Genomic DNA, 25555 nt, shown 5'->3' with positions numbered 1-25555 from the left:
CTGCTCCTATAAACGACTAATTTCAACAGCGGCTTGATCTATCTTATCGGCTATATCTTGGACTTGTTCTACACTCAGTTCGCAGTGTTGAATTTTGAGGCGTAGCGAGGCTTTAAGATGCTCCATCGCACGTTTAATCTCTAAATATTGTTGGTTGTTTTGAATCTGTTTGCGAGTATCAAAACGATTCATTATTTTTTCAACCGTTTCAATTTGCTGTTGTAAATGCACCATTCCTGCATCTGTTATACGATATTGTTTACGATCATCTAACGTTATATCTGACTGAATAAACTGTTGTTCTTCAAGATAATTTAACGTTGGATAAATCGTACCTGTGCTTGGGCTATAACCACCACCCACAATATTGCCAATTTCTTTAATAATGTCATAACTAAACTGAGGGGTTTGCGCAATCAGATGTAATACCAAAAGCTTCATATGCCCTGCTTCAAACAGGCGTTTGCGTGGCTTTTTACTATTTTCGATATCAATAAAATCTTCTGAATTTGACATCATTAAGACATACCATAAGACTTATTAAGATATATCTTATATGTGAAGTAATAAAATTTCAACCTTATAATTTTTAAATTACAACACCACAACTACAGTGCCTTCCTATTCCTTACTAAAAATATAGATTCTTTATTTTTAGCTTCATGTGATACAGCAAAAATAGGTTAAACAATATCTATCAAAAAACGATATATTTTAAACTGTTAAAAGATTATGATCGATTTGAAAATACAATTTTATTGAGATAAAAATTAAACCATCTCAGCTGCAAAATTTGAGGTGCAGCATTATGTTTAACCATCTTTCGATGACATGGCAAAATCGACTTGAAATTGCATTTTTCACAGGCTTAAGCACATTGGCAATTATCGCTTGGGCGTGGTTTTTACAGTTCCCTTGGGATTATGCTTTCAAAGCTATCGTTATATTTCAAGTTCTGGCTTATTTTTATATTAATTAGGTCGAATTCTAAGCATCAAAAGTAAATGGTGCATCTGGATGGAGCTTTTTGATATTCTTTGATTTTCAGGCTATTTTCGTCGCCATAATAAGCATAAGCCGCGGAGTCATTTGGCTACTCCACTTACGACATTAAATATTCTAAAAATAATGACCAACTCTCACAGTCGCTTATATTTTCATTTTTTAAAAACTCTACTTATATAATGACTACAAACAGCATTTTTTATTTATATCAAGATTACTATTCAAAGGCTTGATTCTTTTTTGCTTTATTCTGAATCTATTCACGCGCATAGCAATATACTTTTTCAATATAATTGAATCATCTAATTCAATGCATTCACCTATTGTATTGTCATAAAAAAGCCCACTGACGTGGGCTTTTCACATCAATTCATCTATTACAGTCGAACAGTTTCCACAATTTTCTCAGCAAGTTCTTCAACAGCTTCCTGAGTTAATGTTACATCTGCACCTTGCTCCAGATCAGTGATCACAACAATACCTGTTTGACGAAGTAATGCCACTTGTTCTGCTGTTAAGCCAACTTTAGCAATTGCAACTACACCTTGCTGAATGAGCAAACTCTCAAGTGCTTGCGCATTTTCAAGTGCTTTAGCTGTTACAGCCACAACAGCAGGTTTCTGACCCAAACGAGCTGCACGCGCTTCTGCTGTGACAGGTTCATCATGCGCTGACCATTCGATTGCAGACTCAACCATACCTGCACCCACCGTTACATTGCTTAAACGGTCAATGAAAATAAATGAGCCTGTATAACGACTGTCGTTATAACGGTCAAAGACCATAGGTACATCAAACTCAATATCAATATCAGCAATGGCATTTAAATCTAATTGATCAACTTCCATTTTTTCCAAAGTATTCACATTGGTACGGAAATTGATTTTAGATACTTTGGCAGGAATGGTTTGCGTACCAAACTTAACGTTAAATAACTTACCCACCACTAAAGGTTGATCTGCCATCCATACCACAGTTGCACGAGCCGAACGTGAAATGAGTGGTTGCTCTCCAGCTTTCACCAAAACATTACCACGAGAAACGTCGATCTCATCATTCAAGGTCAACGTCACTGCTTGACCTGCAATAGCATGTTCTAAATTGCCATCAAAAGTCACAATCTCTTTAACTGTTGATTTTTTGCCTGATGGCAAAGTCACGATTTCATCGCCAACTTTCACAGAACCTAAAGCAATCGTACCGCAGAAACCACGGAAGTCGAGGTTCGGACGATTCACATACTGCACAGGAAAACGGAATTCATGTGCGCTTGTGTCACGGCTGATTTCGACTGTTTCCAAAGTATTCATCAGTGTTTTACCGTTATACCACGGCGTATTCGCTGATGGATTCACCACATTATCACCATTCAATGCAGAAATTGGTGTGAAGATAATATTGGCAGGTTTGCGATCACCCAATTGATTGACGAAATCATTGTACTCTGCTTGAATTTCGTTGAAGCGAGTTTCAGAGAATTCAACCAAGTCCATCTTATTGATCGCAACTACAATATTACGAATCCCTAAAAGGCTCGCAATATAAGTATGACGACGCGTTTGTGTTTGAACACCATAACGAGCATCGATCAAAATAATCGCAAGATCCGCAGTAGACGCACCTGTCGCCATGTTACGCGTATATTGCTCATGCCCTGGAGTATCCGCAATGATGAATTTACGTTTTTCAGTCGAGAAATAACGATAAGCGACATCAATGGTAATCCCTTGCTCACGTTCAGCTTGTAGACCGTCTACAAGTAACGCCAAGTCAGGTGCATCACCTGTTGTACCGACTTTTTTTGAATCACGAGTTACGGCTTGTAACTGATCTTCATAAATCAATTTTGAATCGTAAAGTAAACGACCGATTAAAGTTGATTTACCATCATCCACATTACCGCAAGTTAGAAAGCGCAATAAGTCTTTATTTTCGTGCTGTTTTAAATATGCCAAGATATCTTGGCTAATCAATTCTGATTGATGAGACATCGCTCAAAGCTCCACAATATTCTTTAGAAATCGGTTTTTTAATCTCCCTATATCCCTCTTTGAGAAAGAGGGACTTTCCACTCTTTCTTTTCAGGATTCACCCTCTTTTAAAAGATGAGTAGCACTGCTGCGCATGGGGGGAGATTAAAAATTAATTTAGAAATAACCTTCTTGCTTTTTCTTTTCCATCGAGCCCGCTTCATCATGGTCAATCATACGACCTTGACGCTCTGAGCTTGTTGCCAAAAGCATTTCTTGGATAATTTCAGGCAAGGTATCCGCTTTAGATTCAACTGCGCCAGTCAATGGGTAACAGCCTAAAGTACGGAAACGTACCGATTTCATTTGTGGAACTTCACCTTCTTTCAAGCGCATACGTTCATCATCAACCATGATGAGCGTACCATCACGCTCAACAACTGGACGCTCAGCAGCCAAATATAAAGGCACTAAAGGAATACTTTCTTGATAAATATATTGCCAAATGTCTAATTCAGTCCAGTTTGACAATGGGAATACACGAATACTTTCACCTTTGTTCACTTTACCATTGTAAAGATTCCAAAGTTCAGGACGTTGGTTTTTCGGATCCCAACGATGTTTAGAATCACGGAACGAATAAACACGTTCTTTAGCACGTGATTTTTCTTCATCACGGCGTGCGCCACCAAAAGCCGCATCAAACTGATATTTATCCAAAGCTTGCTTTAAGCCTTGGGTTTTCATAATGTCAGTATATTTTGAACTACCGTAATCGAATGGATTTACATCTGCATCTTTGCCTTCTTTATTCTGATGAACAATTAGGTCAAAACCATGCTCTTTTGCCATATTATCGCGGAACTTAATCATTTCCTTAAACTTCCAACCTGTGTCGACATGCAACAGTGGGAAAGGAAGTTTTGCAGGATAAAATGCTTTTAATGCAAGATGCAGCATTACTGCTGAGTCTTTCCCGATTGAATAAAGCATGACTGGGTTTTCAAACTCAGCAGCAACTTCACGGATAATATGAATACTCTCAGCTTCAAGTTGCTTGAGATGAGTAAGTCTTTCCTCAGATATAGACATTGACAGCACCAACTCACAAAAACGTGTACTTATTACACATATTAAAATTTATATTCATTATAGTGATTTACAATCCCTTTCTATTGCTTGTTTTTTTATATTGATATAAAAAAACATCATATATAAATCACGAGAACGCAATAAAATGATGACCAATATCCTTTCATTAGAACAGATAAAGTTTGAGCAATGGCTTCCTCTTTGGCAAGGTTATTTAAACTTTTATAAATCAGAAATGACAGAACAACAAATAAGATTATCTTGGAAGAGAATCACAAATTCAGAGCAAGCAGATATGTTTGGTTATGCGCTGATTCATGAAGGAAAAATGATGGGTTTTGTACATTTAATTTCACACATGAGTATGTGGACAGAAAAACCGTATTGTTATTTACAAGATTTATATATTGATGAAAATTTTAGAAATCAAGGATTTGCTCGTAAACTGATTGAACATAGTTATACAGTATGTGCTGAAAAATTTGATCGTATCTATTGGCTAACACAAAAATCGAATATCGCCGCACAATATCTTTATGATCAAGTTGCGAGTCAAACAGGATTTATTCAGTATAAACAGACACTCTAAAATTCGTATTGTTGAAGTTATGCAATTTTATTAAAAAAAGGCTTATCCAATATGAATAAGCCTTAAAATACATAAAAGCACAACCTCATCTTTCATGCTTTAAAGTAGGAATAACTTATTCATCAAGGTCATGATGGATAAGCACTTATAGAATAACGTTCTAAAAATAACAGTGCTATACCTGAAATCAGGTATTTTTATACTTTAATTAATCGTTCATTATATAAAAGTCCATATGTAATATATTGATATGAACTTTTATAATGAGTATTTCAAACAGTCACTTCTTAGAAACCAAAAATATCACGATCAAGTGGAATTTCAATTCCAATAGATGCCCCAGCATCATTACCTTGACGATCTGAATCACTCACCCAACCATTGATTTTCAATGGTAAAGTCGGCTTCAAATAATGTGTCCATGTTAAATCAAGTGCTTTAATTTTATCATCTTCAGGAAACGCTTTATTAATTTGATCATCACCAAAATGAGCTGCAGATTGATTCACTTTGGCATACATCACACGACCACTTAAGCGATTCATTACATCAAAACGAATATCACCACCCATCGAAATCATTTCACCATCACCGCCCATTGCATGTCCGAGCGGAAAGCCGTGTTGGTAATAACCATCTTGATAAATATAGTGACTATATGAAATCCCTTTTGCATCGCCATTAGTACGTGTATCTGCCCACTCGGCATAAAGCTGATACGGCATATTTTTATAACTTGATGAAAAATCAGCGCCAGCTAAGTACATTTTCTTCGATGGTAATAATCCAGCTTCATCTTCACCGACATACTGCCCATATAGGCTTACAGGTACATCAAGTAAAGGCTGTAAATTTAAACGCCCATCAAATCCTGCAATTTGGTTCGATTTATCATCATCACCATCATTAAAATTATCATTACCTTTTATTGCATTCCAAAGCGAATCCCAACTTTCAGGACGACCTTCTCCACCCCACTGTAGAATACGAGATGCCCCTAACTCCAAATACGGAAGTGGCTGAGCTGTTAAACGAAAGCCTAATATTTTCGCATCAGGAATTGCTTCGTAATCATCAAGTTGACCCGCAAATGCTTGATACTGCCAAGGACCAACCCAAGACAACCATTTTGTATCAAATGCTTTTTGTTCCGCACGTTGCGCAGTAAAACCATAAACAGGACGACTCGCATCACCACGAATTAAACTACCATCATGACCTGGGCCCCAGTAAGTCGGCATTTGTCCTGCAATCAACCATTGGTTCCATAATTTTCCTGCGATATAAGAACCCTCAACATTGACGTCTTGACCATTGTCAATTTGTGGATCTTTTTCTGCATTAACACGTAATTTACCATCCCAATTTTCGCCACCTGCATTTAATTCAAGTGATCCAACATATTGAGCTTTAGTACTATCCCCAAAGGCTTGTGGAATATTTTTTTGATCCGTTTCTGCGAATAATCCTATTTTTGCAGTTTGATTGTCCGCTTTCAACGCATTTTGGATTGAATCAATCACTTTTTGTTGTGCATTATTTGAAATTTTAGCTTGAGAAAGCGCGCGCTGAATTTCATTACCACTCATTGGCCATGTCGATGTACTGATCTGAATCACGCCTTGCTGAGTTAACCAATTTAAGTCAGTGCGAATATCTTCATTGTTCAGCACTAAACCTTGTGCAAAAATAGGCAGACTCATCGTCGTTAAAACTGCAGCATAGAGCGCTTTTCTTAAATACATGTGTTATTTCTCAAGTTTATTTTCTCCGCCCCACCATAAAGATTTTAGTCACTTTATTCAATGGTAAATCTGTGTGTTTATCTATCATGTGTATTTAAAACTAGGTCTCTCAACAAATAATTAAGGCTCAAAATTGATATAAAAAAACCACTAAAATCAGTGGCTTTTTTACTTTTAAACAACAACTTATTTAAAAAAATTAGTTGCTTTGTTTAATACGCATATGTGGGAACAAAATCACATCACGGATACTTGGTGCATTGGCGAATAACATCACCAAACGGTCAATACCAATACCCTGACCTGCTGTAGGAGGTAAACCGTATTCCAATGCTTCAACAAATTCAGCATCATAATGCATTGCTTCATCATCACCTGCATCTTTCTCTGAAACCTGTGCCTGGAAACGTTCTGCTTGATCGATTGGGTCGTTCAACTCTGAGAAGCCATTCGCCAGCTCTCGACCGCCAATAAAGAATTCAAAACGATCGGTAATATGTGGATTATCATCATTACGACGTGCAAGTGGAGAAGTTTCCGCAGGATATTCAGTAATGAAAGTTGGTTGACGAAGTTTAGTTTCAACGGTTTCTTCAAATACAATCGTTTGAAGTTTACCTAAACCAAAACCTGGTTTAACTTGTTCTTTCAATTCATTTTTAACGAAGTTTGCAAGGAATTCACGATCACCGACATTTTCAGGTGTGAACTGTGGATTATTCTCAAGAATCGCATCGAACATTGAGATTTTTTTGTATGGCCCTTTGAAGCTATACACTTCTTCGCCATAAGGAACATCAGTTGAACCTAAAATGTCGATGGCTAATTTTTCAAGCATCTTTTCAGTCAATTCCATCAAGTCTTTGTAATCTGCATAGGCTTGATAGAATTCAATCATGGTGAATTCAGGATTGTGACGCGTTGATACACCTTCGTTACGGAAGTTACGGTTAATTTCGAATACACGTTCAAAACCACCTACAACCAAACGTTTTAAATAAAGTTCAGGTGCAATACGTAAGAACAATGGCATATCCAACGCATTATGATGTGTTTCAAATGGACGTGCAGATGCACCACCAGGAATCACATGCATCATTGGCGTTTCAACTTCCATGAAGCGTTCATTGGTTAAATACGCACGAATACCTGACACGACTTTTGCACGAATTTCAAAAGTTTTACGTGTTTCTTCATTCACGATTAAATCTAAATAACGCTTACGGTATTTAGCTTCAGTATCTGTTAAGCCATGGAATTTATCTGGAAGTGGACGAAGTGATTTAGTTAAAAGTTCAAAATGTTCGATATGAACATAAAGATCACCTTTACCAGAACGACCGATATAACCTTTAGCTGCAACAATATCACCAAGGTCTAAGCTTTTTATTGTCTCTAAAACATCAGGTTCAAGTTCTTTACGTGCAACATACAACTGAATACGACCTGTCATGTCTTGAATCACTATGAATGATCCACGATTCAACATTACACGACCCGCGACAGACACATAAACTTTCTCACCTGCTTCGATGTCTTCTTTAGACATTTCTGCAAATTGATCTTGCAAATCTTGTGCGTAATGTTCACGTTTAAAGGTATTTGGCCAAGGACTCGTTCCAGTTTCTTGAGCCTTGTCTTGTATTTGTTTAAGCTTGGCATGACGCTGTGCTATTAAATCGTTCTCGGAAATAGTTGGTTCAGAAGTCGATTGAGCGTTTTGTTGCGTCATCTCTGCCTCGATTGTAATTAAAAACGGAAGTTGCATAGCATAGCAGATTTACAACATAATGCGTATGACTATAATTCAATGAGCCTACAAAAATAAAAAATGGATAAGCAATTGCATTCAAGCATACACAAGACCATGTTGCTGATTTTGATCGGGATGATTAAATGCAGTGTAACGATTGCTTCACCTATTCAAATATTAAACACAGCACGTAAAGATCTGCCGACTCGTATCGAATCCACTAACGTAAATACACAAAATTACGTTTGGCAACTTGAATTAATTCCACAGCTCAATCAACAAATTCAAGTCAAATTATTAAATCCGCATGCCCAACTCAGTCTTTTAAATACTCGAGCCTTAAATATTGCTCGTCAGATCAAAATTTCTCAACTACCTAAAATTGATAGCCTTTCGAGTAAATCCAATTTAAATACTGATGAAAAAAATCTACTAAAAACCGATTTTTATTATGGCAAATACATCTTAGTAATCAAATTCCCAAGAGGATTTCAGTACAACATTAAACCGGGTTTCAAAGCCATGAATGATGGACTGCAAAACCTCTGTAATAATGAAACACGACAACAAAAGGGATTAAAAATACGACCTGATCAAAATCATCAACTTATCTTCAATGCCAATTTGTCTGTAGATTCTGAAGGGCAAATTTATGCCGTCAAATATAATCCAACTTTAGATCAAGAAACCATTCATTTAATGACCTCACAATTCAAAAAAGCACGCTTCTATCCCTACAATCAATATGGTATTCCTATACCGTTTACGATTGATCAACCGCTGATTATTCAATGTAATTCGGAATAAGTATTCATCTCAATCAGTATAAAATCATACAGTCGTTTAATCATCTTAGACCAAAAGCTAACTTTTCATATTATTGCTAATACGTACAATGAACAGAACCAGAAAGTTAATTGAAATATAACGTTTCAATTCAAATCTATCTTTGTATAAAAGACAGTATGAAAGCGATAACAATGAATCAAAGTAATTTAAGAATTTTATTTTTACATGGACTTGATTCTTCTCGAGAATCAACTAAATTTCATGCCATTCATGCTACTAAAAAGTTTTGCATAGATGTTGATTATCGCAATTTGAATTATGCAACGGTCGAAAAATTTTATAATGACGCTATTGCAACTATTAAGCCTGATCTTTTAGTTGGTCACAGTCTAGGCGGTTATTGGGCGCTAAAACTTTCCTCTCTACATCGAATGCCTGCAATCATTGCCAACCCTAGCCTTTCGCCTAACTTTAGAGATGATTACTGCCCTATAGATGAACATGATCTTGAGCACGATATCCCACAAACTGCTTATATTGAACTTGGCGATGAAGTTCTAAATATGTATGAAGTATCAGAGCAGCTTGAGCCCTTCATGCAAATTAAAAGTATTGAAGGTGGTCATCATCGTTTGGCGCAACCTGAAAATTTGAATGCATTAATCGAATATATGCAGAAAACCTTTCTTCAGTCCTAATTTTTTCGATTTGATTGATCAATACTTTTTATACATCAATCTTAAATTATTGTAATTTTCACGCATAAAAAAACCTGCAATAGACAGGTTTTTTTATTCATCAAGAACAAAAATCTATACGTTTGAAGTCTATTGCTTATGCAACTTCAACTTCTTTGATGACAGGTTTTGAACTTTCATCTAATACAGACCAAATCGTCATACCTAAATCACCATGCAGTGTAGGTAAGTCAAGAAAAATACTTGCACCCAATACCGTGTGATGACATTTATCCATCAACTGTTTTACAGCTCGTAGTGTGCCACCCGTTGCCAAGACATCATCAACAATAATCACTTTTTGCGCTGCAATGTCAGCCGACATTTCTAAACGATCTAAACCATATTCGAGGCTATAACCGACACCCACAACTGGAGGTGGTAATTTACCTGCTTTACGCACCAACAATAAACCTTTGCCTGTACGTTGTGCAAGTAAGCTCGCCAATACAAAGCCACGTGCTTCTACTGCTACAAAACTGTCTAATTGCTCAAGTTGATCTACAGGAATACTGGCAATAAGTGCATCTGTTAACGCTTCAAGTTTATTCATAAACAATGGCGTTAAATCATAGAAACAAATACCTGGTTTTGGAAAATTTTGGACAGTACGAATGTGTGACCACAAAGCAGTAGACATGTTCATAATAGGGAGAATAGTATAATAAGGAATAGGTGAATATTAACGCATTTTTATACAATTTAACAGCTCAAGGGTTTTTTAATAGCAATGAAAGAGTCAATGAAAAAACATAACTAATTGATTTTATTTACATCATTTTTATATGAAATATTGGGTATATAATATTCTGATTTAATTATACCTCATTACATACAAAAATCATGCTAGACAATAGTCTAAAGATTTTCATTTTATGTCATTATCTTTCAATATGAAAAATGCATTAAAACTCATCCTCACATTTATAAACAATTAATTATTTAACAATTCGGTTGATTAAATAAAATACGACGATATAAATTGTTAGACAAAATAATCATATATTTGCCAAAACGCCCCTGCTTTTGTCCTACTCTGCCATTCAGCTTTCAGATTAGTACGGTAAACTCCCTTTAATTACTTTACTTTCATATTGAAACTGCGTAAAAATTCAATTGAATTGAATATGTAAACTTAGAGCAACATTTCAATAGACTTCTGATTGAAATTCTTTATCGCCTTTATTTACGGTAATAATAAAGAATGTAGCAATACAAAATAAGAAGTCTGAGCATATTATAAAGGTCATATAAAAACCAAGAGTCTAGCTGATGAGCTGTTGGTTTTTTTGGAGAGTTAAATGAAGAAGTATCAATGCATCGTTTGTGGTTGGATTTATGACGAAGCAGAAGGTTGGCCATTGGATGGTATTACTGCTGGCACAAAATGGGAAGATATTCCTGATGATTGGACTTGCCCTGACTGTGGCGTGTCTAAAGCAGACTTCGAAATGGTCGAAATCTGATTACAAGACAAAGACCATGATGCTGCATGGTCTTTTTTTATGTTATTTGAATAAGTAAAAAGCGGAGAAAAATATGCAACCAATCGTCATTATTGGCTCAGGAATGGCCGGTTATACCCTAGCACGGGAATTCCGCAAATTAAATCCAACACAAGAATTGGTTATGATCAGTGCTGACGATGCGGTGAATTATGCAAAACCGACGCTTTCCAATGCTTTAGTCGGTAACAAAGCACCTGATCAAATTGGTCTTGCCGATGCGACAAAAATGCGTACACAACTCAATATTCGCATTGAAAACGATACATGGGTTAAATCGATTGATGCTGATAAACATGAATTAACCCTAGATCAAGCAGGTCAAACCACAACTCAAGGTTACTCCAAACTTATTCTTGCTGTGGGTGCCAATCCTGTCCGTTTAGCCATTGCAGGTGATGGTAGTGATGACATTCATGTCGTAAATTCATTGATTGATTACCGTGCATTTCGCGACTCACTGAATCAGTGCTCTACTGCTGAATCAGGTGAAAAACGTGTAGTCATTTTAGGTGCAGGTCTAATTGGTTGTGAATTTGCCAATGATCTACAAAATACAGGTCACAAAGTCACGGTGATTGATTTAGCGCCACAGCCTTTAGGTCGACTTTTGCCAGCACATGTTGCACAAGCCTTCCAACACAATTTACAAGAATCAGGCATTCAGTTCGCACTCGGCACAACGGTTGAAAAAATCAGTAAAATTGATATTGGCTACCAAGTTGTACTCGCTAATGGTCAATCGTTAGTTGCAGATGTCGTACTTTCTGCGATTGGTTTACAGCCAAATATTGCCTTAGCAAAAACGGCGAATATTGAAACAAGCCGTGGCATCATTGCAAATACCCTAATGGAAACCAATCAACCGGATATTTATGCAATCGGTGACTGTGCAGAAATTAATGGTACATTATTGCCTTATGTGATGCCTCTGATGCAACAAGCACGTGCACTTGCAAAAACACTTGATGGTCAAAATACGAATGTCCACTATCCAGCTATGCCCGTTGCTGTTAAAACACCTGCTGCTCCACTGACTGTGCTTCCTGTGCCTGTGGGTGTTGAAGTCAATTGGGAAAATGAAGAGTTTGAAGATGGTATGTTGTCAAAAGCCATTGATTCAACAGGTACACTCAGAGGTTTTGTCTTGCTCGGTGCAACTGCAGGCAAACAACGCTTAGCTTTGACTAAACTCGTTCCTGACCTGATTCCTGCTACAGTTTAAATTGATTTTTAAAGGTCTGTATCCATATAAAAGATACAGACCTCTTTCACTATCTAGGAAAAATAATAATGAATAGTGCACTTCAGTTCCAAATCTCTCCTTACACACCTTTTATGCAAGAAACTTCGATTGACTTGGGTAATGGTGTGCAATTGCATGTTGAAATAGGCGGAAAAGAAACTGATCCAGCCATTTTGTTGATTATGGGCTTAGGTGCACAAATGTTATTTTGGCCCGATTTTTTCTGTAAATCTCTTATTGATCAAGGCTATCGTGTAATTCGCTTTGATAACCGTGATATTGGTCTATCTTCTAAAATTCGCCACAAAGGCCCTCGTTTGAATCATTTAAAACTGATGGGGCGTTTTGCCATAGGCTTACCTAATAATGGCGCGCCTTATAATCTTTATGATATGGCAGATGATGTTGCACTACTTATTGATCGCTTAGGTTTAGATCAACCCCATATTATTGGGGCTTCCATGGGCGGTATGATCGCACAAATTCTTGCAGCAAAATATCCTGAAAAAATTGGAAAATTAGGGTTAATATTCACCAGTAATAATCAGCCTTTACTGCCACCACCCTTTCCAAAGCAATTATTTACACTCATTGGTAAACCTGAATCGCGTGATGAACAAGGTATTATCAATCATTCGTTAAAAGTTTTTAAAACGATTGGTTCTCCTGGATATTTAAATCAATTGGAAGCTTTACAGACCGCTCGTAAGTTATATCAACGAAGTTATCATCCAGCGGGTGTACTTCAACAGTTTTTAGCAATATTATGTACAGGTTCATTATTACCATTGGATAAACAGATTCAAAAACCGACTTTAGTAGTTCATGGATCAAAAGATCGTCTACTTCCACCGAGTCATGGTAAGGCTGTTGCCAAGGCAATATCAGGTGCTAAGTTTGAATTAATTGAAGGAATGGGGCATGATATCCCTCCGCACTTTATTCCTCAACTTAGTGGATTATTTGCTCATCATTTTAAATCGTAAATATTAGGACACTATGGCTGCATTACCATCCCTAAGACAGCTGTCATATTTGGTGACATTGTCTGAGACGTTGCACTTTACTGAAGCAGCGCGCCGTTCGTTCGTCACTCAATCTACGCTTTCAGGCGGGATTATGGAGCTTGAACGTTTATTGGGTGGCGTACTTGTTGAACGCGATCGTCAAAACGTACGTTTAACTCCGTTGGGTGAACAAGTTGTCGCCCGCGCCCGTGTCCTTCTTGCCGATGCTCAGGACTTAATGCGATTAAGCCGTGAGATGAGTGAGCCGCTTACGGGTGATCTACATCTTGGTATTATTCCGACTATTGCGCCTTTTATTTTGTCTAAATTATTAGATGAAGTGCATAAGCAACTGCCCAAAATTCAGTTACATTTGCATGAAGCGCAAAGTGATAAAATTGTAGAAAAGCTTGAACATGGTAATTTGGACATGATCATGCTCGCTCTACCTTTCGATACACGTGGTCTAAAAGTTGCTGAAGTTGCAAAAGAAAGTTTATTTTTGGTTTACAATAAAAATGATCAAAATGCTGCCAATGCAAGAAAGCTAGATGACCTCGATTTAACACATTTAATGCTACTTGAAGAAGGTCATTGTTTACGTGACCATACTTTAAGTGTCTGTCCAATTAGTGAACGTAAAAATGATCACCGCCTAAAAGCGAGTTCTTTACCGACTTTGATTGAAATGGTTAGTGCCAATCTTGGTTTTACCTTACTGCCTGAAATCGCAATTCATGCACATATGCTGAAAAGCAATGAACAGATTGTCATTAAACAGATCGAAAATGCGCCTTCTCGTGTATTGGCTTTAGTTACGCGTAAAAGTACGCCATTACAAAATGAGTTTGATGTTCTTTTACAAATTTTGCAAAAAATTACCTCTGATTTGCATTAAGTCCGTATTGTATTATTTTAAAACCCCAATTTAATATTGGGGTTTTTTATTGTATTGTTTTTCTTAGATATAAATTTTTATGTAATTCTATTAGTAAGCAATTTTTACAGTCATCTTGTATATAATTATTCAATTTTTGATCTAAGCAATTGTTTGGTCAATTTATAACAATCTAAAATATTTTTTGTAATTCCACATTTTAGATTTTATTATTTCCGACAAAATTTTGAACATTTAGTCATTTAAAAAAGAAAAACCATCCTCTATTTTAATCAAAATTAGATCAATGAATGGGTATATAAAGAGAAAAACAAACCCCACATTCTGTATTTTCAACATGATAATCACCCTCTTGTAATTTCATAATTGAAGCCACAATCGACAAACCCAAACCACCAGAGCGCCCTTGTAAATGACGAGATGACTGGCACTGATAAAAGCGTTCAAAAATATAAGGTAAATGCTGATTTTCAATGAATACATCTTGACTAAGCACAGAAATCTTAATCATTTCTCGGTTTTTATATGTAACGTATTTTGCATAAAGATGAATGATGCCACCTTCTGAGCCATGTAAAACTGCATTTTCAACTAGATTAGAGATTGCACGTTGTAATAAATCAGGATCCGTTTTAACAATTAAATTTTCAACTTCTGACATGATCTGTATACGCTTTTCACTCGCTAGAAGTTCATAAAAACTCAAAATATTTTCAATAAATTCTTGAATTTCGATAGACTGAAAATCTAGTCTAACTTGCTGTTGCTCTGCTCTCGCTAGAAATAACATGCTGTCGATCATGCGCTTTAAACGTTGATATTCATCTAAATGTGAAATCAGTAATTCTTGATATTGAGCAGATGTACGAGGCTCTGAAAGTAAAATTTCAGTTTGTCCCATCACGTTATTCAATGGTGTTCGAAATTCATGTGCAATATTCTCTGAAAAACGATTAAGCTCCTGATAACCACTTTCAATACGTTGCAACATATGATTAATCGCATGGCTCAGTTGCATAATGTCACTGCTTTTATGCCGAATCACAATCCTCTGTTGTAAAGATTGAATATCTATAGCCTGAGTTTGATGAGTTAGTTCACGTAGACCCGTTAACCCGAAACGGCAAACAAACCAACAAAATAAACATATTATTCCGATGCCTATACCAAAATAAAAAATCAGGTCATTGCGAAAAGAATATAAAATACCAAGACGTTCAGACCATTGTTTCCCTGCAATTAATTGATAGGATTGTCCTGAAATTTCAAAATTTTTCCAAGCGATGCGAGTCGATAATTCACCTTGATGCAGGTCAAGAAAATGGATTTTTTGATCAGCGATCAAATCGGGAATATTGATATCTAATGGATTGATATTAATTAATTTTTCTTTGTCATGAATTAAGATAAATAGATTATCTTGGTTTCCTAACATATTTTGATAAATCTTAGGTTTCTGAACGATTTGTTGAATATTTTCGCTATCTTGAAGTAATATTTCCAAACGTTCTATACGCGAGGCTAGAGCCTGATCCTGTTCACGAATCAAGATACGGTCGATTCCTAAATAAGTCAAAATACCAACCAAGCACAATATAATGGTACAGACAAGTGTCACCATGAGTGTAAGTCGAAACTCTAGTGAACGCACATTCATCAAACAATCTCTTCTGAAAGTTTATAGCCTAAACCACGAATGGTATGAATTAATTTAAGTTCACTGATATCATCTACTTTTTGACGTAACCGTCGGATGGCAACATCAATAAAATTCGTATCTGTATCAAAATTGATTCGCCAGACTTCTGATGCAATTTGGCGACGTGAAATAATTTGATTATGGTGTTGCATCAAAAAACGTAACAAATCAAATTCTTTTTTACTCAATTCAATCAATTGATTCGCACGTAAAACTTTGTGTTGAGTCAAATCAAGTTGTAAATCTGCAAGCGTTAAAATATTACCCATTTGAACTTGTTGGCGACGAAATAAACTTTTAATTCGAGCCAACAATTCGACATATGAAAAAGGTTTGGCAAGATAATCATCTGCTCCTAATTCCAACCCTTTGACCCGATCCATAATCTGATCTTTAGCGGTCAGAAAGATCACAGGAACCTGAGAAAATTGTCGCAATATTTGTAATACAGTCCAGCCATCAATATCGGGCAGCATTACATCTAAAATAACCAAATCAAATCGCTTTTTTTTTAAAAGCTCTAGCCCTTCAAGACCATGATTAACATATTGCGCTTGATATCCAGACTCGATTAAACCTTGTACCAAATAACCTGCAATTTTTGTTTCATCTTCAATAATAAGAATACGCATGATAGGAACATCCATTTCTAAAATGACAAGATTGTAATGTAAATGTCATGTTGCACTTCGACTGCTTAATTAGACTAAAAGCAATACAAAGAGGTGGGTCGTATGGAAAAAGTCATTTTAGGACTGATGCTGGGATTGTTTTTTAGCGCGCCTAGTTTTGCAGAAAATTTTGAACTTTCAAAGCAGTATAATCTTAATTTAGCTACAGCAGAAAAATTAGCGATAAATGCTGAAAAATCTTGTCAACAGTTAAATAAGCATTTAGCTGTTGCGATATTGGATCGTAGTGGTCAACCTCTCTTAATCAAACGTCATGAAAGTGTTGGGCCACATAATGCAATCGCTGCACAAAAAAAAGCATTTACTGCACTTTCAACTAAAACTCCGACCACTATTTTTAGCCAAAATGCTCGGCAGAATATTGACTCACAAAACCTCACTTCTTTCTCAGAACTATTGTTGTTAGGCGGTGGTTTTCCAATTGTTTATCAAAATGAAGTCGTCGGAGCCATTGGAATTGCGGGTTCTGGTGGTTCTAAAAATGATGATTTATGTGCTGAACAAGCAATCAAAATGACATTTAATTCACAGGAGATATAAATATGAAAGTATTGGTATTGGGTACAGGAATGCTATTAAGTGCATATACAATGGCTGCTGATAATCCTTTAAGTGTACATGTACTTAACTTACAAACTGGATTGCCATCATCTGAAGTTGCTGTTGTACTTGAACAAAATAAAAAAGGTCAATGGATCAAACTCAATGAAAAATTCACCAATGAAAATGGACGTGTTACTGCGCTATACCCTGATCATAAAACACTTGAACAAGGTGTTTATCGCGTGACTTTTAAAACAGGTGATTGGTTTAAAAGTCATAATGAAAATAGTTTCTTTCCAGAAGTGCCTGTCATCTTTAATGTAGATGGTGCAGTAAAGCACTATCATATTCCTTTATTAGTGAGCCCTTATGGTTATTCAACCTATCGTGGCAATTAAACGTTAATGACAAAAAAGTATGAATAAAATGATTATTATTTTGTTCATACTTTTTCATACATGAATATGCTTTTCTAATTTTATTGGCTATTCACAACTGCTTTCATGTAATTTATAAGCAAAAAATAAATTTCACGAACCTTATTTTGACCCACTCAATTTTCATAGGTATTTCGAAACTTTAGTGTTGATATCTAATCTAAAATTTTATATACGCTACTTTGTGCTGAAATCTTGGCTGAAAAAAACTTAATAACAATATCTTAATTAAAACCTTCTCAACCTCCTCCCAATGCAGCAACCAATTGTGCAGTATTATTCAATTGTAACTGCTGCAATTGTAAAGTAGTTTGCTCTGCCTGTAATCTTAAGTTTTGAGCAGTTACTACTTCCAAATAACTCACCAAACCTGCATTGTAACGCCGAATCGCAACTTGTTCATTTTCAGTTGCCAAGGCAAATAGTTTCGCTTGTTCATCTTGTTGCTGTTTAAAACTCGATGCTTGTAACAAAGCATCTTCGACATCTTTCCACCCCGTTAAAATTGCCTGCTTATACGCTGCTAATTTTTCATCATAATTGGCTTGAGCCTGAGCAATTTCAACTTTTCGTGTGCCACCATCAAAAATAATTGTTGCAGCTTGTAAACCTGTAGACCATAAGTATTGTGGCGATTGAAAAAGATGACTAAAAATTTGACTATTTAACCCTCCATTTAAGCCAATTGTTACATCTGGCAACCATGCTGTTTGGGCTAATCCTAGTTCAGCATGCATTATTGCTAATTCACGTTCTGCATGAATAACATCGGGACGCTGTACCAATAATCGGCTCGGAAGCTCTGATGGTATGTGTGGTACTGTCAATACTTGCTTTTGTTTGGTCAATTGAAATTGGGCAACACTTTTACCTTGTAACACTGACAAAATGTTTTCTTGTAAATTTCGATCTCTAGTTGTTTCAATCTGTTTGATTTGTACCTGCTTTAATTGGGTTTCAGCCTGTATGACATCTGCCCGAGCAATCATGCCTGCATTGTATTGATTCTTTAAAATTTGAACTGAGCGAATATAACTTTTTAGAGTATGTTCAAGCAAATCGAATTGAGCATCCAACACTCTGATATTCCAATAAGTTTCTGTAGCTAACAACTGTTGGTTTAATTTCACAGCGTCTAAATCTGCTTGATTCGCTTCTAAATTGGCTTGTTGCCCTTCAATGGCTTTTGCCACTCGCCCCCATACATCAGGTACCCAACTGGCTTGAAGAGCCAACCCAAATTGACCGCTTGTTGATATGTTTTTTGCCCCATTACGGTTTGTAGAACCATTTACTGTGATGTTTGGTAACCGATTGGCGCGTTGTATATCAAGTAATGCTTGTGCCTGATGATAACGTGCTTCAGCTTGTTTTAAACTTAAATTTTCTTTATTCAATTGTTCCATCAACCGACTTAACACTGGGTCTTGATAAATGTCCCACCACCCATCATCGGAAGTTTTAATGGCTGAGGTTTGTACCCAATTTAAATCTGCATATTTATATTGATCATCGGCTTGTATAAGTGGAATTTTATATTCAGGTGGTTGCAATAGCATATGAGAACTGCAAGCAGTTAAAATGAGCACGCAACTTAGGCTCATCAAATTTTTATAAATTAAACTCTGCATTTTGTTTCCTATTTACCCAAATCAATCGCATGCACATTTTTCGATCTTTTAAAAAATTCAGCACATTTTTCCAAAACTAAATACAACACAGGCGTAGTATATAAAGTAAGTAATTGTCCAAGCGCCAATCCACCGACAATCACTACACCTAATGGCTGACGCAATTCAGCCCCTTCACCCCAACTGAGTGCCAATGGAACAGTACCTAACAATGCTGCCGTGTTCGTCATGAGAATGGGTCTAAACCGTAGTTCCGCTGCTGATAACACTGCCTGATAAGCTGATTTTCCTGCCCGCCTTTCCATCAATGTAAAATCAATGAGAAGAATGGCATTTTTCACCACGACCCCAATGAGTAGGAACATTCCCAACAAGGCAATTAGGGTAAAATGGAAGCCAAATGTCCATAGTGTCAATAAAGCTCCCAAGGCGACTGCGGGTATGGTGGACAGAATCGTAAAAGGATGAAGTACACTTTCATAGGTCACACCTAATACGATATAGATCATTAAAATCACCACCAACACAAGTACAGGCGTGCTTAAGCCACTTTGTAAGCTTTGTTCTTCGGCTTCTTTATCACTGGTCATGAAAATTTCGTTTGGCAACATGACTTCAGGTAGAACTGAACGAATTGCGGCATCGGCTTGTTCATTGGTATATTCTGGTTTTACGACATAACCAATTCCCATGGCAGCATATTGATTACGACGATATACTCGATCATTGGTAATTCCGTAAGACCATGTGGCAAAATTACTTAATGGAACTGACTCGCCTTGCTGATTCGGTACGCGTATATTGGTCAAAGCCTCAGGTTGTTCGGTAAAACGTTTATCGACTTCCATAACCACATGAAACTGTTGTGTCTGATCATAAATCGTTGAAATTTGGCGCTGTGAAAATGAATTATTTAAGACACTGGAAATACTTTCTATATTTACGCCCAAGCGTCGAGCAGCCTCACGGTCAATTTCTAAAGTTACATGTTGCGCACCTTCATCGCCCATCGACTCTACTTCTTCAAGCTGAGGAAGTTTTTGCATTGCCAATGCAACTTTAGGAACCCACTCACGTAGCAATGCCACATTGTCAGATTGCAGGAGTAACATATAATCCTGTCCACTTCCACCAAATGGATCATCAAGTTCCAACTCTTGTTTTACACGTGCAGAAAAAATTGCCCCTGCCTGCCACGGCGCATTCTGTTTCAAACGCTCTGCAACTTCATGAGCACTTTGACCATCTCGTTCAGCTTTTGGTTTTAAACTCACCATCAATGATGAATTGGTTGTCCCACCTGAGCCACCCGAAGTTCCTACTACATTTTGTACCGCAGGATCTTTCAGAACGCTCTCGCTAAAAGCTGCAATTTTGGGCTGCATAATTTGAAATGAAAATCCATCATCGCCTCGAATAAAGGCATCGATTTGCCCTGTATCTTGCTCAGGCAATACACGTTTAGGTAGGGTTTGATAAATGTAAGCCGAGCCAACAATTGCACTAACCCATAACACAATAATCAAATAGCTATGCCTGAGCATCCATTTTAAAGATACTAAATAAGCTCGATTTAGACTTTGCATCCACCGATGACTATATTGATACAGCGCTTGATGTTGATAGCTAGCCAATGGTTTCAGACAGCGTGCAGATAAGCTTGGCGTTAATATCAGTGAAATCACTACCGATAAAATAACAATAAAAACTAAAGTTAAAGAGAACTCTCGAAAGAGGCGCTCAATTACTCCCCCCATAAACAAAATAGAGATAAAAATCACGACTAAAGCTAAATTCATAGCAACCAAGGTCGTCCCAACTTCCTGAATGCCCTTTAAGGCAGCTTGAATGGGTTGTTCGCCTTGCTCTATATGACGTTCAATATTTTCGAGAACCACAATAGCATCATCAACCACAAGTCCAATAGCGACAATGACTGCCATAATGGACAAATTGTTAAGTGAAAATCCAGCCAAGTACACCAAACTGCTTGCGCCAATCAAAACCACAATTAAAGCTACAGCAGGCACCAATGCACTTTGTACTCGCCCAAGCATTATTGCGACAACAATCACGACCAAAATGATTGAAAGCAACAAAGTATCTCTTGCTTCATCTAAACCTGCCCGAATAATTTTTGAACCATCCATTACTGTTGCAAGTTGAGCATCCTCAGGGATCATCATTTGCAATTCAGGCAATCTTTCTTTAATTTTCTCAATGGTTGCAACGGTGTTGGCATTCGGCTGTCGGCTAATTTTAATAATGACTGCGGGTTTACCATTATGAAAGCCACTCACATAACGGTTTTCCACTGAGTCTTGAACCTCAGCCACATCTTTTAACCGTACAATGGTTTGAGCATTTTTATGTATAGTCAGATTGGCAAAATCAGCCGCTGTTTTTAAGTTGCTAGAAAGTGCCACTTGCCAACGTAATTGTTCAGTTTCAACCACACCAAGCGCTTGTGTACGGTTACTTTTATCAATGGCTTCACGTACCTGCTCTAAAGTAACGCCTTGCGAAATAAGCGCATTTGGATTTAAGGTAATTCGCACCGCAGGCATGGAAGCACCATCAATAGAAACCTCCCCCACACCGCTGAGCTGTGCCAAATTAGGTTGTAATAGATCACTTGCGATTTCATACAATTTACCCGCAGATAAATGTTCCGAACTCAGTGCTAAGTAATAAATAGGGCTTTGGCTTGGGTTCACCTTAAAATATTCAGGTGGGTTGGGCATGCCTGAGGGTAACTGTGACATGGCGGCATTGATGGCTGCCTGTACTTCTCTTGCCGCTTCATTAATGTCGGTTGCCAAATCAAAATTCAAAACCACTTGTGCCGAACTCTGACTACTCGATGAGTTAATGGCTTTGACCCCCGAAACACCCATCATGGCACGTTCCAATGGCATTGCTACTGTTGCAGACATACTTTCAGGGCTTGCACCAGGTAAACTTGCTCGTACCACAATGGTTGGAATATCTGCTTGTGGCAAAGCAGCAACAGGCAAACGTAAATATGCCAAAATACCTAATAAGACGATTGCAATAGCGATTAAAACACTTGCTACTGGTCGATGAATGAACGTTGAGAGTAAATTCAAGACTTACTCCCCTGTTCTTGAGCAAGCTCTTTAGCAATCGCTTGACTTGAGTCTGGTTGACTAAAAGACTGTTGTAACCGATCAAAAAACAAATACACCACAGGTGTAGTAAAGAGTGTCAGAACTTGACTTAATATCAATCCACCGACCATAACAATTCCAAGCGGTTGTCTAAGCTCAGCCCCTGCCCCTGATGCCAACATCAATGGAATTGCACCCACCAATGCGGCTAAAGTCGTCATTAAAATAGGACGGAAACGCATGAGTGCTGCTTGGTAAATTGCTTGTTGCGGTGACAGACCTTCATTGCGCTGTGCAGCCAAAGCAAAGTCGACCATCATAATGCCATTCTTCTTCACCAAACCAATCAGTAAAATTATGCCAATGAGAGCAATCATGTCTAATGGCCGATTGACCATAAACAGCGCAAGCAAAGCTCCGATTGCAGCAGAAGGTAAAGTGGAGAGAATAGTAATCGGATGAATAAAACTTTCGTATAAAATTCCTAACACGATGTACATCGTAACAACCGCAGCAATAACTAACCAAAATGTATGCTGTTTTGAGTTTTCATACGCTGCCGCAGCACCTTGGAGTTTTACTTTGACATCAATCGGTAAATTTAATTGCTTTTCAACTTCATGAATCACAGTAATTGCATCACCCAATGCCACATCTTTTGCTAAATTAAATGACACACCATTGGCAGGAAATTGTGCTTGTTGTTGTATAAGAATCGGGATACGTTTTTGCACAATTGTTGCCACGGAACTGAGTAAAATCGGCTCACCATTCTTATTATGAATATAAGTTTGTGCTAGAGCATCAAAACCTTGTGTTGAATCTGGTGCAAGTTCTAACACAATACGGTATTGATTCGACTGTGTGTATAAAGTGGCAATTTGTCGCTGCGCAAATAAATTTTGCAGTGCCAAGCTGATGTCTTCAATATTTAAATCCAATCGTGCTGCCGCATCACGATTCACATCAATAAAGGCTTGCAAACCTAATCCACCACCATCACGGGTCACATCAGAAAATTCTGTCTGCTTGCGTAAAGCATCAACCAAAACTGGTGTCCATTGCTCTAAATCTGCAGTATGAGTTGCCGTAAGGCTTAATTGATATTGGGTTCGACTAATTTTGTCTTCAATACTTAATTCCTGTACAAGCTGCATCCAGCCTTGAATGCCTTTGACCTGTTCAAATTCTCCTCTTAAACGGGTTATCACTTCTGATGCACTATCACGTTCAGCATAAGGTTTAAGATTAATAAGAATTCGACCATTACTGAGCTTTGGATTATTGGCATCAATCCCAATAAATGAGGACAAACTTTCAACTGCAGGATCTTTTAAAATTTGTTGTGCCAAAGCTTGTTGACGTTCGCTCATGGCTTGGAACGAAATATCATCAGGTGCTTCTGTCACGACTTGAATAACGCCACTGTCTTGTACAGGGAAAAATCCTTTTGGAATCATCCAATACATAACACCTGCTAACATGACCGTAGTTAGCATCACAACTAAGGTAAGTGTTTGATGTTTAAAAACCCACTGCAATCCTTTGCCATATTGCTGAATAACCCAATCCAAGCTCCATCGGCTACGTGAAGAGGCATGTTGGGTATTTTTAAGTAAATACGCACACATCATTGGGGTAAGCGTGAGTGAAACGACGAGGGATAATCCAATCGCTACTGCTAAAGTCACAGCAAACTCGTGAAACAAACGTCCCACCACATCGCCCATAAACAGTAAAGGAATGAGTACTGCGATTAATGACACTGTAAGCGAAATAAGGGTAAATCCAATTTCCCTTGAACCTTTTAGTGCTGCCTGTAATAAACTTTCACCAGACTCTCGATGTCGGGCAATGTTTTCCAACATCACAATTGCATCATCGACCACAAAACCAGTGGCGATGGTCAGTGCCATCAGCGTCAAATTATTGACAGAAAAGCCTAGAAAATACATTAAAACAAATGTACCAATAATCGACAGCGGTACAGCAATACTTGGAATAATCGTGGCAGAAAGGTTTCTTAAAAATAAGAACGTTACCATCACTACCAAACACACAGCAAAAACCAATTCCTTTTGCACATCATGAATCGAACTACGAATACTTTCAGTTCGATCAGTCAAAATACGAATTTTGACATTATCGGGTAGATTCTGTTGCAACTCAGGTAATATTTTTTTAATCTGATCGGCAACCTGAATGACATTAGCATTTGGTTGACGCTGTACATTGACCAAAATTGCAGATTGGCTGTCTGCCCATGCCGCCATATAACGGTCTTCACTTCCCTCAATGACGGTTGCAACATCTTTGAGGCGAATTGGTGCACCATTATTCCAGCGGAGAATTAAAGCTTCATAATCTGCAATTGAACGAATTTGATCATTGGCATCCAACATCGTAGTACGAAATGGCCCATCAAAACTTCCTTTCGGTTGATTTGCATTGGCAGAATTAATCGCAGATCGAACATCTTCCGCACTCATTTTATAATTTGCCAGTGCAGTTGGATTCATTTGTACGCGGATTGCAGGTCGTTGTCCCCCTGCAAGGCTCACCATACCCACACCCGTCAGTTGCGACAGTTTTTGTGCAACCCGAGTATCAACCATGTCATAGACAGTCGTTAATGGTAATGTTTCTGAGCTAATCGCCAATGTAATGACAGGAACATCGGCGGGATTTACTTTACGATAAATTGGTGGTGTTGGTAAATCGTTGGGTAATTTACTACTCGCAGTACTTAATGAAGATTGAACTTCTTGCTCTACCACGCCCAACTCGGCACTAAGATCAAACTGCAATGTAATAACAGATGCTCCAACTGAACTGTTGGAAGACATTTGCTTTAAGCCAGCAATTTTCCCCATTTCACGTTCAAGTGGTGCGGTAATAGTTCGCTGTACCGTGTCTGGATTTGCTCCTGGCTGAAAGGTATACACCTGAATAATCGGATAATCGACTTGCGGTAAAGCAGATACAGGAAGCATTCGCCAAACCAACAGACCACTCAACAGCAACGCCAACATCAGTAGCGTTGTTGCGACTGGACGTAAAATAAAGAACCTTGAAATATTCATGAT

The 25555-nt window shown here is 37.6% G+C and carries 21 protein-coding genes; 10 read left to right on the top strand and 11 right to left on the bottom strand.

Annotated elements, in window-relative coordinates; translation table 11 throughout:
* Window positions 1-6: 6 nt before the first annotated feature.
* Window positions 7-516 carry a PadR family transcriptional regulator gene (locus tag ACK2M2_RS07885; RefSeq protein ID WP_419347314.1) on the bottom strand — a complete coding sequence of 170 codons (510 nt, stop codon included), beginning with the start codon at window positions 514-516 and terminating at the stop codon, window positions 7-9.
* A gap of 292 nt (window positions 517-808) precedes the next feature.
* Between ACK2M2_RS07885 and ACK2M2_RS07880 the strand changes: the two genes are divergently transcribed.
* Window positions 809-979, top strand: coding sequence for a hypothetical protein (locus ACK2M2_RS07880; RefSeq protein ID WP_419347269.1), 171 nt, complete (start codon window positions 809-811; stop codon window positions 977-979).
* A 403-nt stretch (window positions 980-1382) separates the two neighbouring features.
* Here ACK2M2_RS07880 and cysN read toward each other — a convergent pair whose 3' ends face one another.
* Entirely contained in the window at window positions 1383-2996 is a 1614-nt protein-coding gene (gene cysN, locus ACK2M2_RS07875) for a sulfate adenylyltransferase subunit CysN (RefSeq protein ID WP_419347266.1), read from the bottom strand.
* Window positions 2997-3152: 156 nt separating this feature from the next.
* Window positions 3153-4061 (bottom strand): sulfate adenylyltransferase subunit CysD, encoded by a 909-nt coding sequence (gene cysD / locus ACK2M2_RS07870; RefSeq protein ID WP_409512619.1) that lies wholly within the window; start codon window positions 4059-4061, stop codon window positions 3153-3155.
* A 151-nt stretch (window positions 4062-4212) separates the two neighbouring features.
* Between cysD and ACK2M2_RS07865 the strand changes: the two genes are divergently transcribed.
* A complete protein-coding gene (locus ACK2M2_RS07865; protein WP_419347263.1) occupies window positions 4213-4656 on the top strand; it encodes a GNAT family N-acetyltransferase in 444 nt (147 codons plus the stop codon).
* 287 nt (window positions 4657-4943) lie between these two features.
* Here ACK2M2_RS07865 and ACK2M2_RS07860 read toward each other — a convergent pair whose 3' ends face one another.
* Together ACK2M2_RS07860 and lysS are read right to left on the bottom strand one after the other, a co-directional pair.
* A complete protein-coding gene (locus ACK2M2_RS07860; RefSeq protein WP_419347261.1) occupies window positions 4944-6401 on the bottom strand; it encodes a capsule assembly Wzi family protein in 1458 nt (485 codons plus the stop codon).
* Window positions 6402-6600: 199 nt separating this feature from the next.
* Entirely contained in the window at window positions 6601-8133 is a 1533-nt protein-coding gene (lysS, locus tag ACK2M2_RS07855; protein WP_419347259.1) for a lysine--tRNA ligase, read from the bottom strand.
* A gap of 99 nt (window positions 8134-8232) precedes the next feature.
* On the opposite strand from lysS, the gene ACK2M2_RS07850 reads away from it, so the two are divergent.
* Together ACK2M2_RS07850 and ACK2M2_RS07845 are read left to right on the top strand one after the other, a co-directional pair.
* Window positions 8233-8961 (top strand): hypothetical protein, encoded by a 729-nt coding sequence (locus ACK2M2_RS07850; RefSeq protein ID WP_419347256.1) that lies wholly within the window; start codon window positions 8233-8235, stop codon window positions 8959-8961.
* Between the two features lie 173 nt (window positions 8962-9134).
* On the top strand, window positions 9135-9641 hold the full coding sequence (locus ACK2M2_RS07845; protein WP_409512592.1) for a YqiA/YcfP family alpha/beta fold hydrolase: 507 nt from the start codon (window positions 9135-9137) through the stop codon (window positions 9639-9641).
* 136 nt (window positions 9642-9777) lie between these two features.
* Here ACK2M2_RS07845 and ACK2M2_RS07840 read toward each other — a convergent pair whose 3' ends face one another.
* Window positions 9778-10320 (bottom strand): adenine phosphoribosyltransferase, encoded by a 543-nt coding sequence (locus ACK2M2_RS07840; protein WP_409512591.1) that lies wholly within the window; start codon window positions 10318-10320, stop codon window positions 9778-9780.
* A gap of 661 nt (window positions 10321-10981) precedes the next feature.
* Here ACK2M2_RS07840 and rubA point away from each other — a divergent pair.
* The 4 genes from rubA to oxyR all read left to right on the top strand — a co-directional run bounded on the left by rubA (window position 10982) and on the right by oxyR (window position 14336).
* A complete protein-coding gene (rubA, locus tag ACK2M2_RS07835; RefSeq protein WP_409512590.1) occupies window positions 10982-11146 on the top strand; it encodes a rubredoxin RubA in 165 nt (54 codons plus the stop codon).
* Window positions 11147-11219: 73 nt separating this feature from the next.
* A complete protein-coding gene (locus ACK2M2_RS07830; protein WP_409512589.1) occupies window positions 11220-12410 on the top strand; it encodes an NAD(P)/FAD-dependent oxidoreductase in 1191 nt (396 codons plus the stop codon).
* Between the two features lie 68 nt (window positions 12411-12478).
* Window positions 12479-13417, top strand: a complete 939-nt coding sequence (locus ACK2M2_RS07825; RefSeq protein ID WP_409512588.1) for an alpha/beta fold hydrolase — start codon at window positions 12479-12481, stop codon at window positions 13415-13417.
* A gap of 13 nt (window positions 13418-13430) precedes the next feature.
* Window positions 13431-14336 (top strand): LysR family transcriptional regulator OxyR, encoded by a 906-nt coding sequence (gene oxyR / locus ACK2M2_RS07820; protein ID WP_419347253.1) that lies wholly within the window; start codon window positions 13431-13433, stop codon window positions 14334-14336.
* Between the two features lie 283 nt (window positions 14337-14619).
* Here oxyR and ACK2M2_RS07815 read toward each other — a convergent pair whose 3' ends face one another.
* Together ACK2M2_RS07815 and ACK2M2_RS07810 are read right to left on the bottom strand one after the other, a co-directional pair.
* A complete protein-coding gene (locus ACK2M2_RS07815) occupies window positions 14620-15993 on the bottom strand; it encodes a heavy metal sensor histidine kinase (RefSeq protein WP_419347250.1) in 1374 nt (457 codons plus the stop codon).
* Window positions 15993-16667 carry a heavy metal response regulator transcription factor gene (locus ACK2M2_RS07810; RefSeq protein ID WP_409512585.1) on the bottom strand — a complete coding sequence of 225 codons (675 nt, stop codon included), beginning with the start codon at window positions 16665-16667 and terminating at the stop codon, window positions 15993-15995. The genes ACK2M2_RS07815 and ACK2M2_RS07810 overlap by 1 nt, the downstream gene beginning before the upstream one ends.
* 102 nt (window positions 16668-16769) lie before the next feature.
* Between ACK2M2_RS07810 and ACK2M2_RS07805 the strand changes: the two genes are divergently transcribed.
* Window positions 16770-17267, top strand: coding sequence for a GlcG/HbpS family heme-binding protein (locus tag ACK2M2_RS07805; RefSeq protein ID WP_409512584.1), 498 nt, complete (start codon window positions 16770-16772; stop codon window positions 17265-17267).
* Between the two features lie 2 nt (window positions 17268-17269).
* Complete coding sequence (gene uraH / locus ACK2M2_RS07800; protein WP_419347247.1) at window positions 17270-17668, top strand: hydroxyisourate hydrolase; 399 nt, start codon at window positions 17270-17272, stop codon at window positions 17666-17668.
* A gap of 278 nt (window positions 17669-17946) precedes the next feature.
* Here uraH and ACK2M2_RS07795 read toward each other — a convergent pair whose 3' ends face one another.
* The 3 genes from ACK2M2_RS07795 to ACK2M2_RS07785 are packed head-to-tail and all read right to left on the bottom strand — an operon-like array spanning window position 17947 to window position 25552.
* Window positions 17947-19338, bottom strand: a complete 1392-nt coding sequence (locus ACK2M2_RS07795) for an efflux transporter outer membrane subunit (RefSeq protein WP_419347246.1) — start codon at window positions 19336-19338, stop codon at window positions 17947-17949.
* Between the two features lie 8 nt (window positions 19339-19346).
* On the bottom strand, window positions 19347-22448 hold the full coding sequence (locus ACK2M2_RS07790; protein WP_419347243.1) for an efflux RND transporter permease subunit: 3102 nt from the start codon (window positions 22446-22448) through the stop codon (window positions 19347-19349).
* Entirely contained in the window at window positions 22445-25552 is a 3108-nt protein-coding gene (locus ACK2M2_RS07785; protein ID WP_419347240.1) for a multidrug efflux RND transporter permease subunit, read from the bottom strand. Before ACK2M2_RS07785 ends, ACK2M2_RS07790 begins: the two co-directional genes overlap by 4 nt.
* Between the last annotated feature and the right edge of the window lie 3 nt (window positions 25553-25555).

This window comes from Acinetobacter sp. TY1 (assembly GCF_048551395.1).
Classification (GTDB): domain Bacteria; phylum Pseudomonadota; class Gammaproteobacteria; order Pseudomonadales; family Moraxellaceae; genus Acinetobacter.
Note: the sequence above shows the minus strand (reverse complement) of the source record. Positions and strands in the feature narration are given on the sequence as shown.

Excerpts from the sequence above, each read along its gene's own strand:
- ACK2M2_RS07885 (WP_419347314.1), bottom strand. The coding sequence starts at position 516 with ATGTCAAATTCAGAAGATTTTATTGATATCGAAAATAGTAAAAAGCCA.
- ACK2M2_RS07880 (WP_419347269.1), top strand. The coding sequence starts at position 809 with ATGTTTAACCATCTTTCGATGACATGGCAAAATCGACTTGAAATTGCA.
- cysN (WP_419347266.1), bottom strand. The coding sequence starts at position 2,996 with ATGTCTCATCAATCAGAATTGATTAGCCAAGATATCTTGGCATATTTA.
- ACK2M2_RS07865 (WP_419347263.1), top strand. The coding sequence starts at position 4,213 with ATGATGACCAATATCCTTTCATTAGAACAGATAAAGTTTGAGCAATGG.
- ACK2M2_RS07860 (WP_419347261.1), bottom strand. The coding sequence starts at position 6,401 with ATGTATTTAAGAAAAGCGCTCTATGCTGCAGTTTTAACGACGATGAGT.
- lysS (WP_419347259.1), bottom strand. The coding sequence starts at position 8,133 with ATGACGCAACAAAACGCTCAATCGACTTCTGAACCAACTATTTCCGAG.
- ACK2M2_RS07850 (WP_419347256.1), top strand. The coding sequence starts at position 8,233 with ATGGATAAGCAATTGCATTCAAGCATACACAAGACCATGTTGCTGATT.
- ACK2M2_RS07845 (WP_409512592.1), top strand. The coding sequence starts at position 9,135 with ATGAATCAAAGTAATTTAAGAATTTTATTTTTACATGGACTTGATTCT.
- ACK2M2_RS07840 (WP_409512591.1), bottom strand. The coding sequence starts at position 10,320 with ATGTCTACTGCTTTGTGGTCACACATTCGTACTGTCCAAAATTTTCCA.
- rubA (WP_409512590.1), top strand. The coding sequence starts at position 10,982 with ATGAAGAAGTATCAATGCATCGTTTGTGGTTGGATTTATGACGAAGCA.
- ACK2M2_RS07830 (WP_409512589.1), top strand. The coding sequence starts at position 11,220 with ATGCAACCAATCGTCATTATTGGCTCAGGAATGGCCGGTTATACCCTA.
- ACK2M2_RS07825 (WP_409512588.1), top strand. The coding sequence starts at position 12,479 with ATGAATAGTGCACTTCAGTTCCAAATCTCTCCTTACACACCTTTTATG.
- oxyR (WP_419347253.1), top strand. The coding sequence starts at position 13,431 with ATGGCTGCATTACCATCCCTAAGACAGCTGTCATATTTGGTGACATTG.
- ACK2M2_RS07815 (WP_419347250.1), bottom strand. The coding sequence starts at position 15,993 with ATGAATGTGCGTTCACTAGAGTTTCGACTTACACTCATGGTGACACTT.
- ACK2M2_RS07810 (WP_409512585.1), bottom strand. The coding sequence starts at position 16,667 with ATGCGTATTCTTATTATTGAAGATGAAACAAAAATTGCAGGTTATTTG.
- ACK2M2_RS07805 (WP_409512584.1), top strand. The coding sequence starts at position 16,770 with ATGGAAAAAGTCATTTTAGGACTGATGCTGGGATTGTTTTTTAGCGCG.
- uraH (WP_419347247.1), top strand. The coding sequence starts at position 17,270 with ATGAAAGTATTGGTATTGGGTACAGGAATGCTATTAAGTGCATATACA.
- ACK2M2_RS07795 (WP_419347246.1), bottom strand. The coding sequence starts at position 19,338 with ATGCAGAGTTTAATTTATAAAAATTTGATGAGCCTAAGTTGCGTGCTC.
- ACK2M2_RS07785 (WP_419347240.1), bottom strand. The coding sequence starts at position 25,552 with ATGAATATTTCAAGGTTCTTTATTTTACGTCCAGTCGCAACAACGCTA.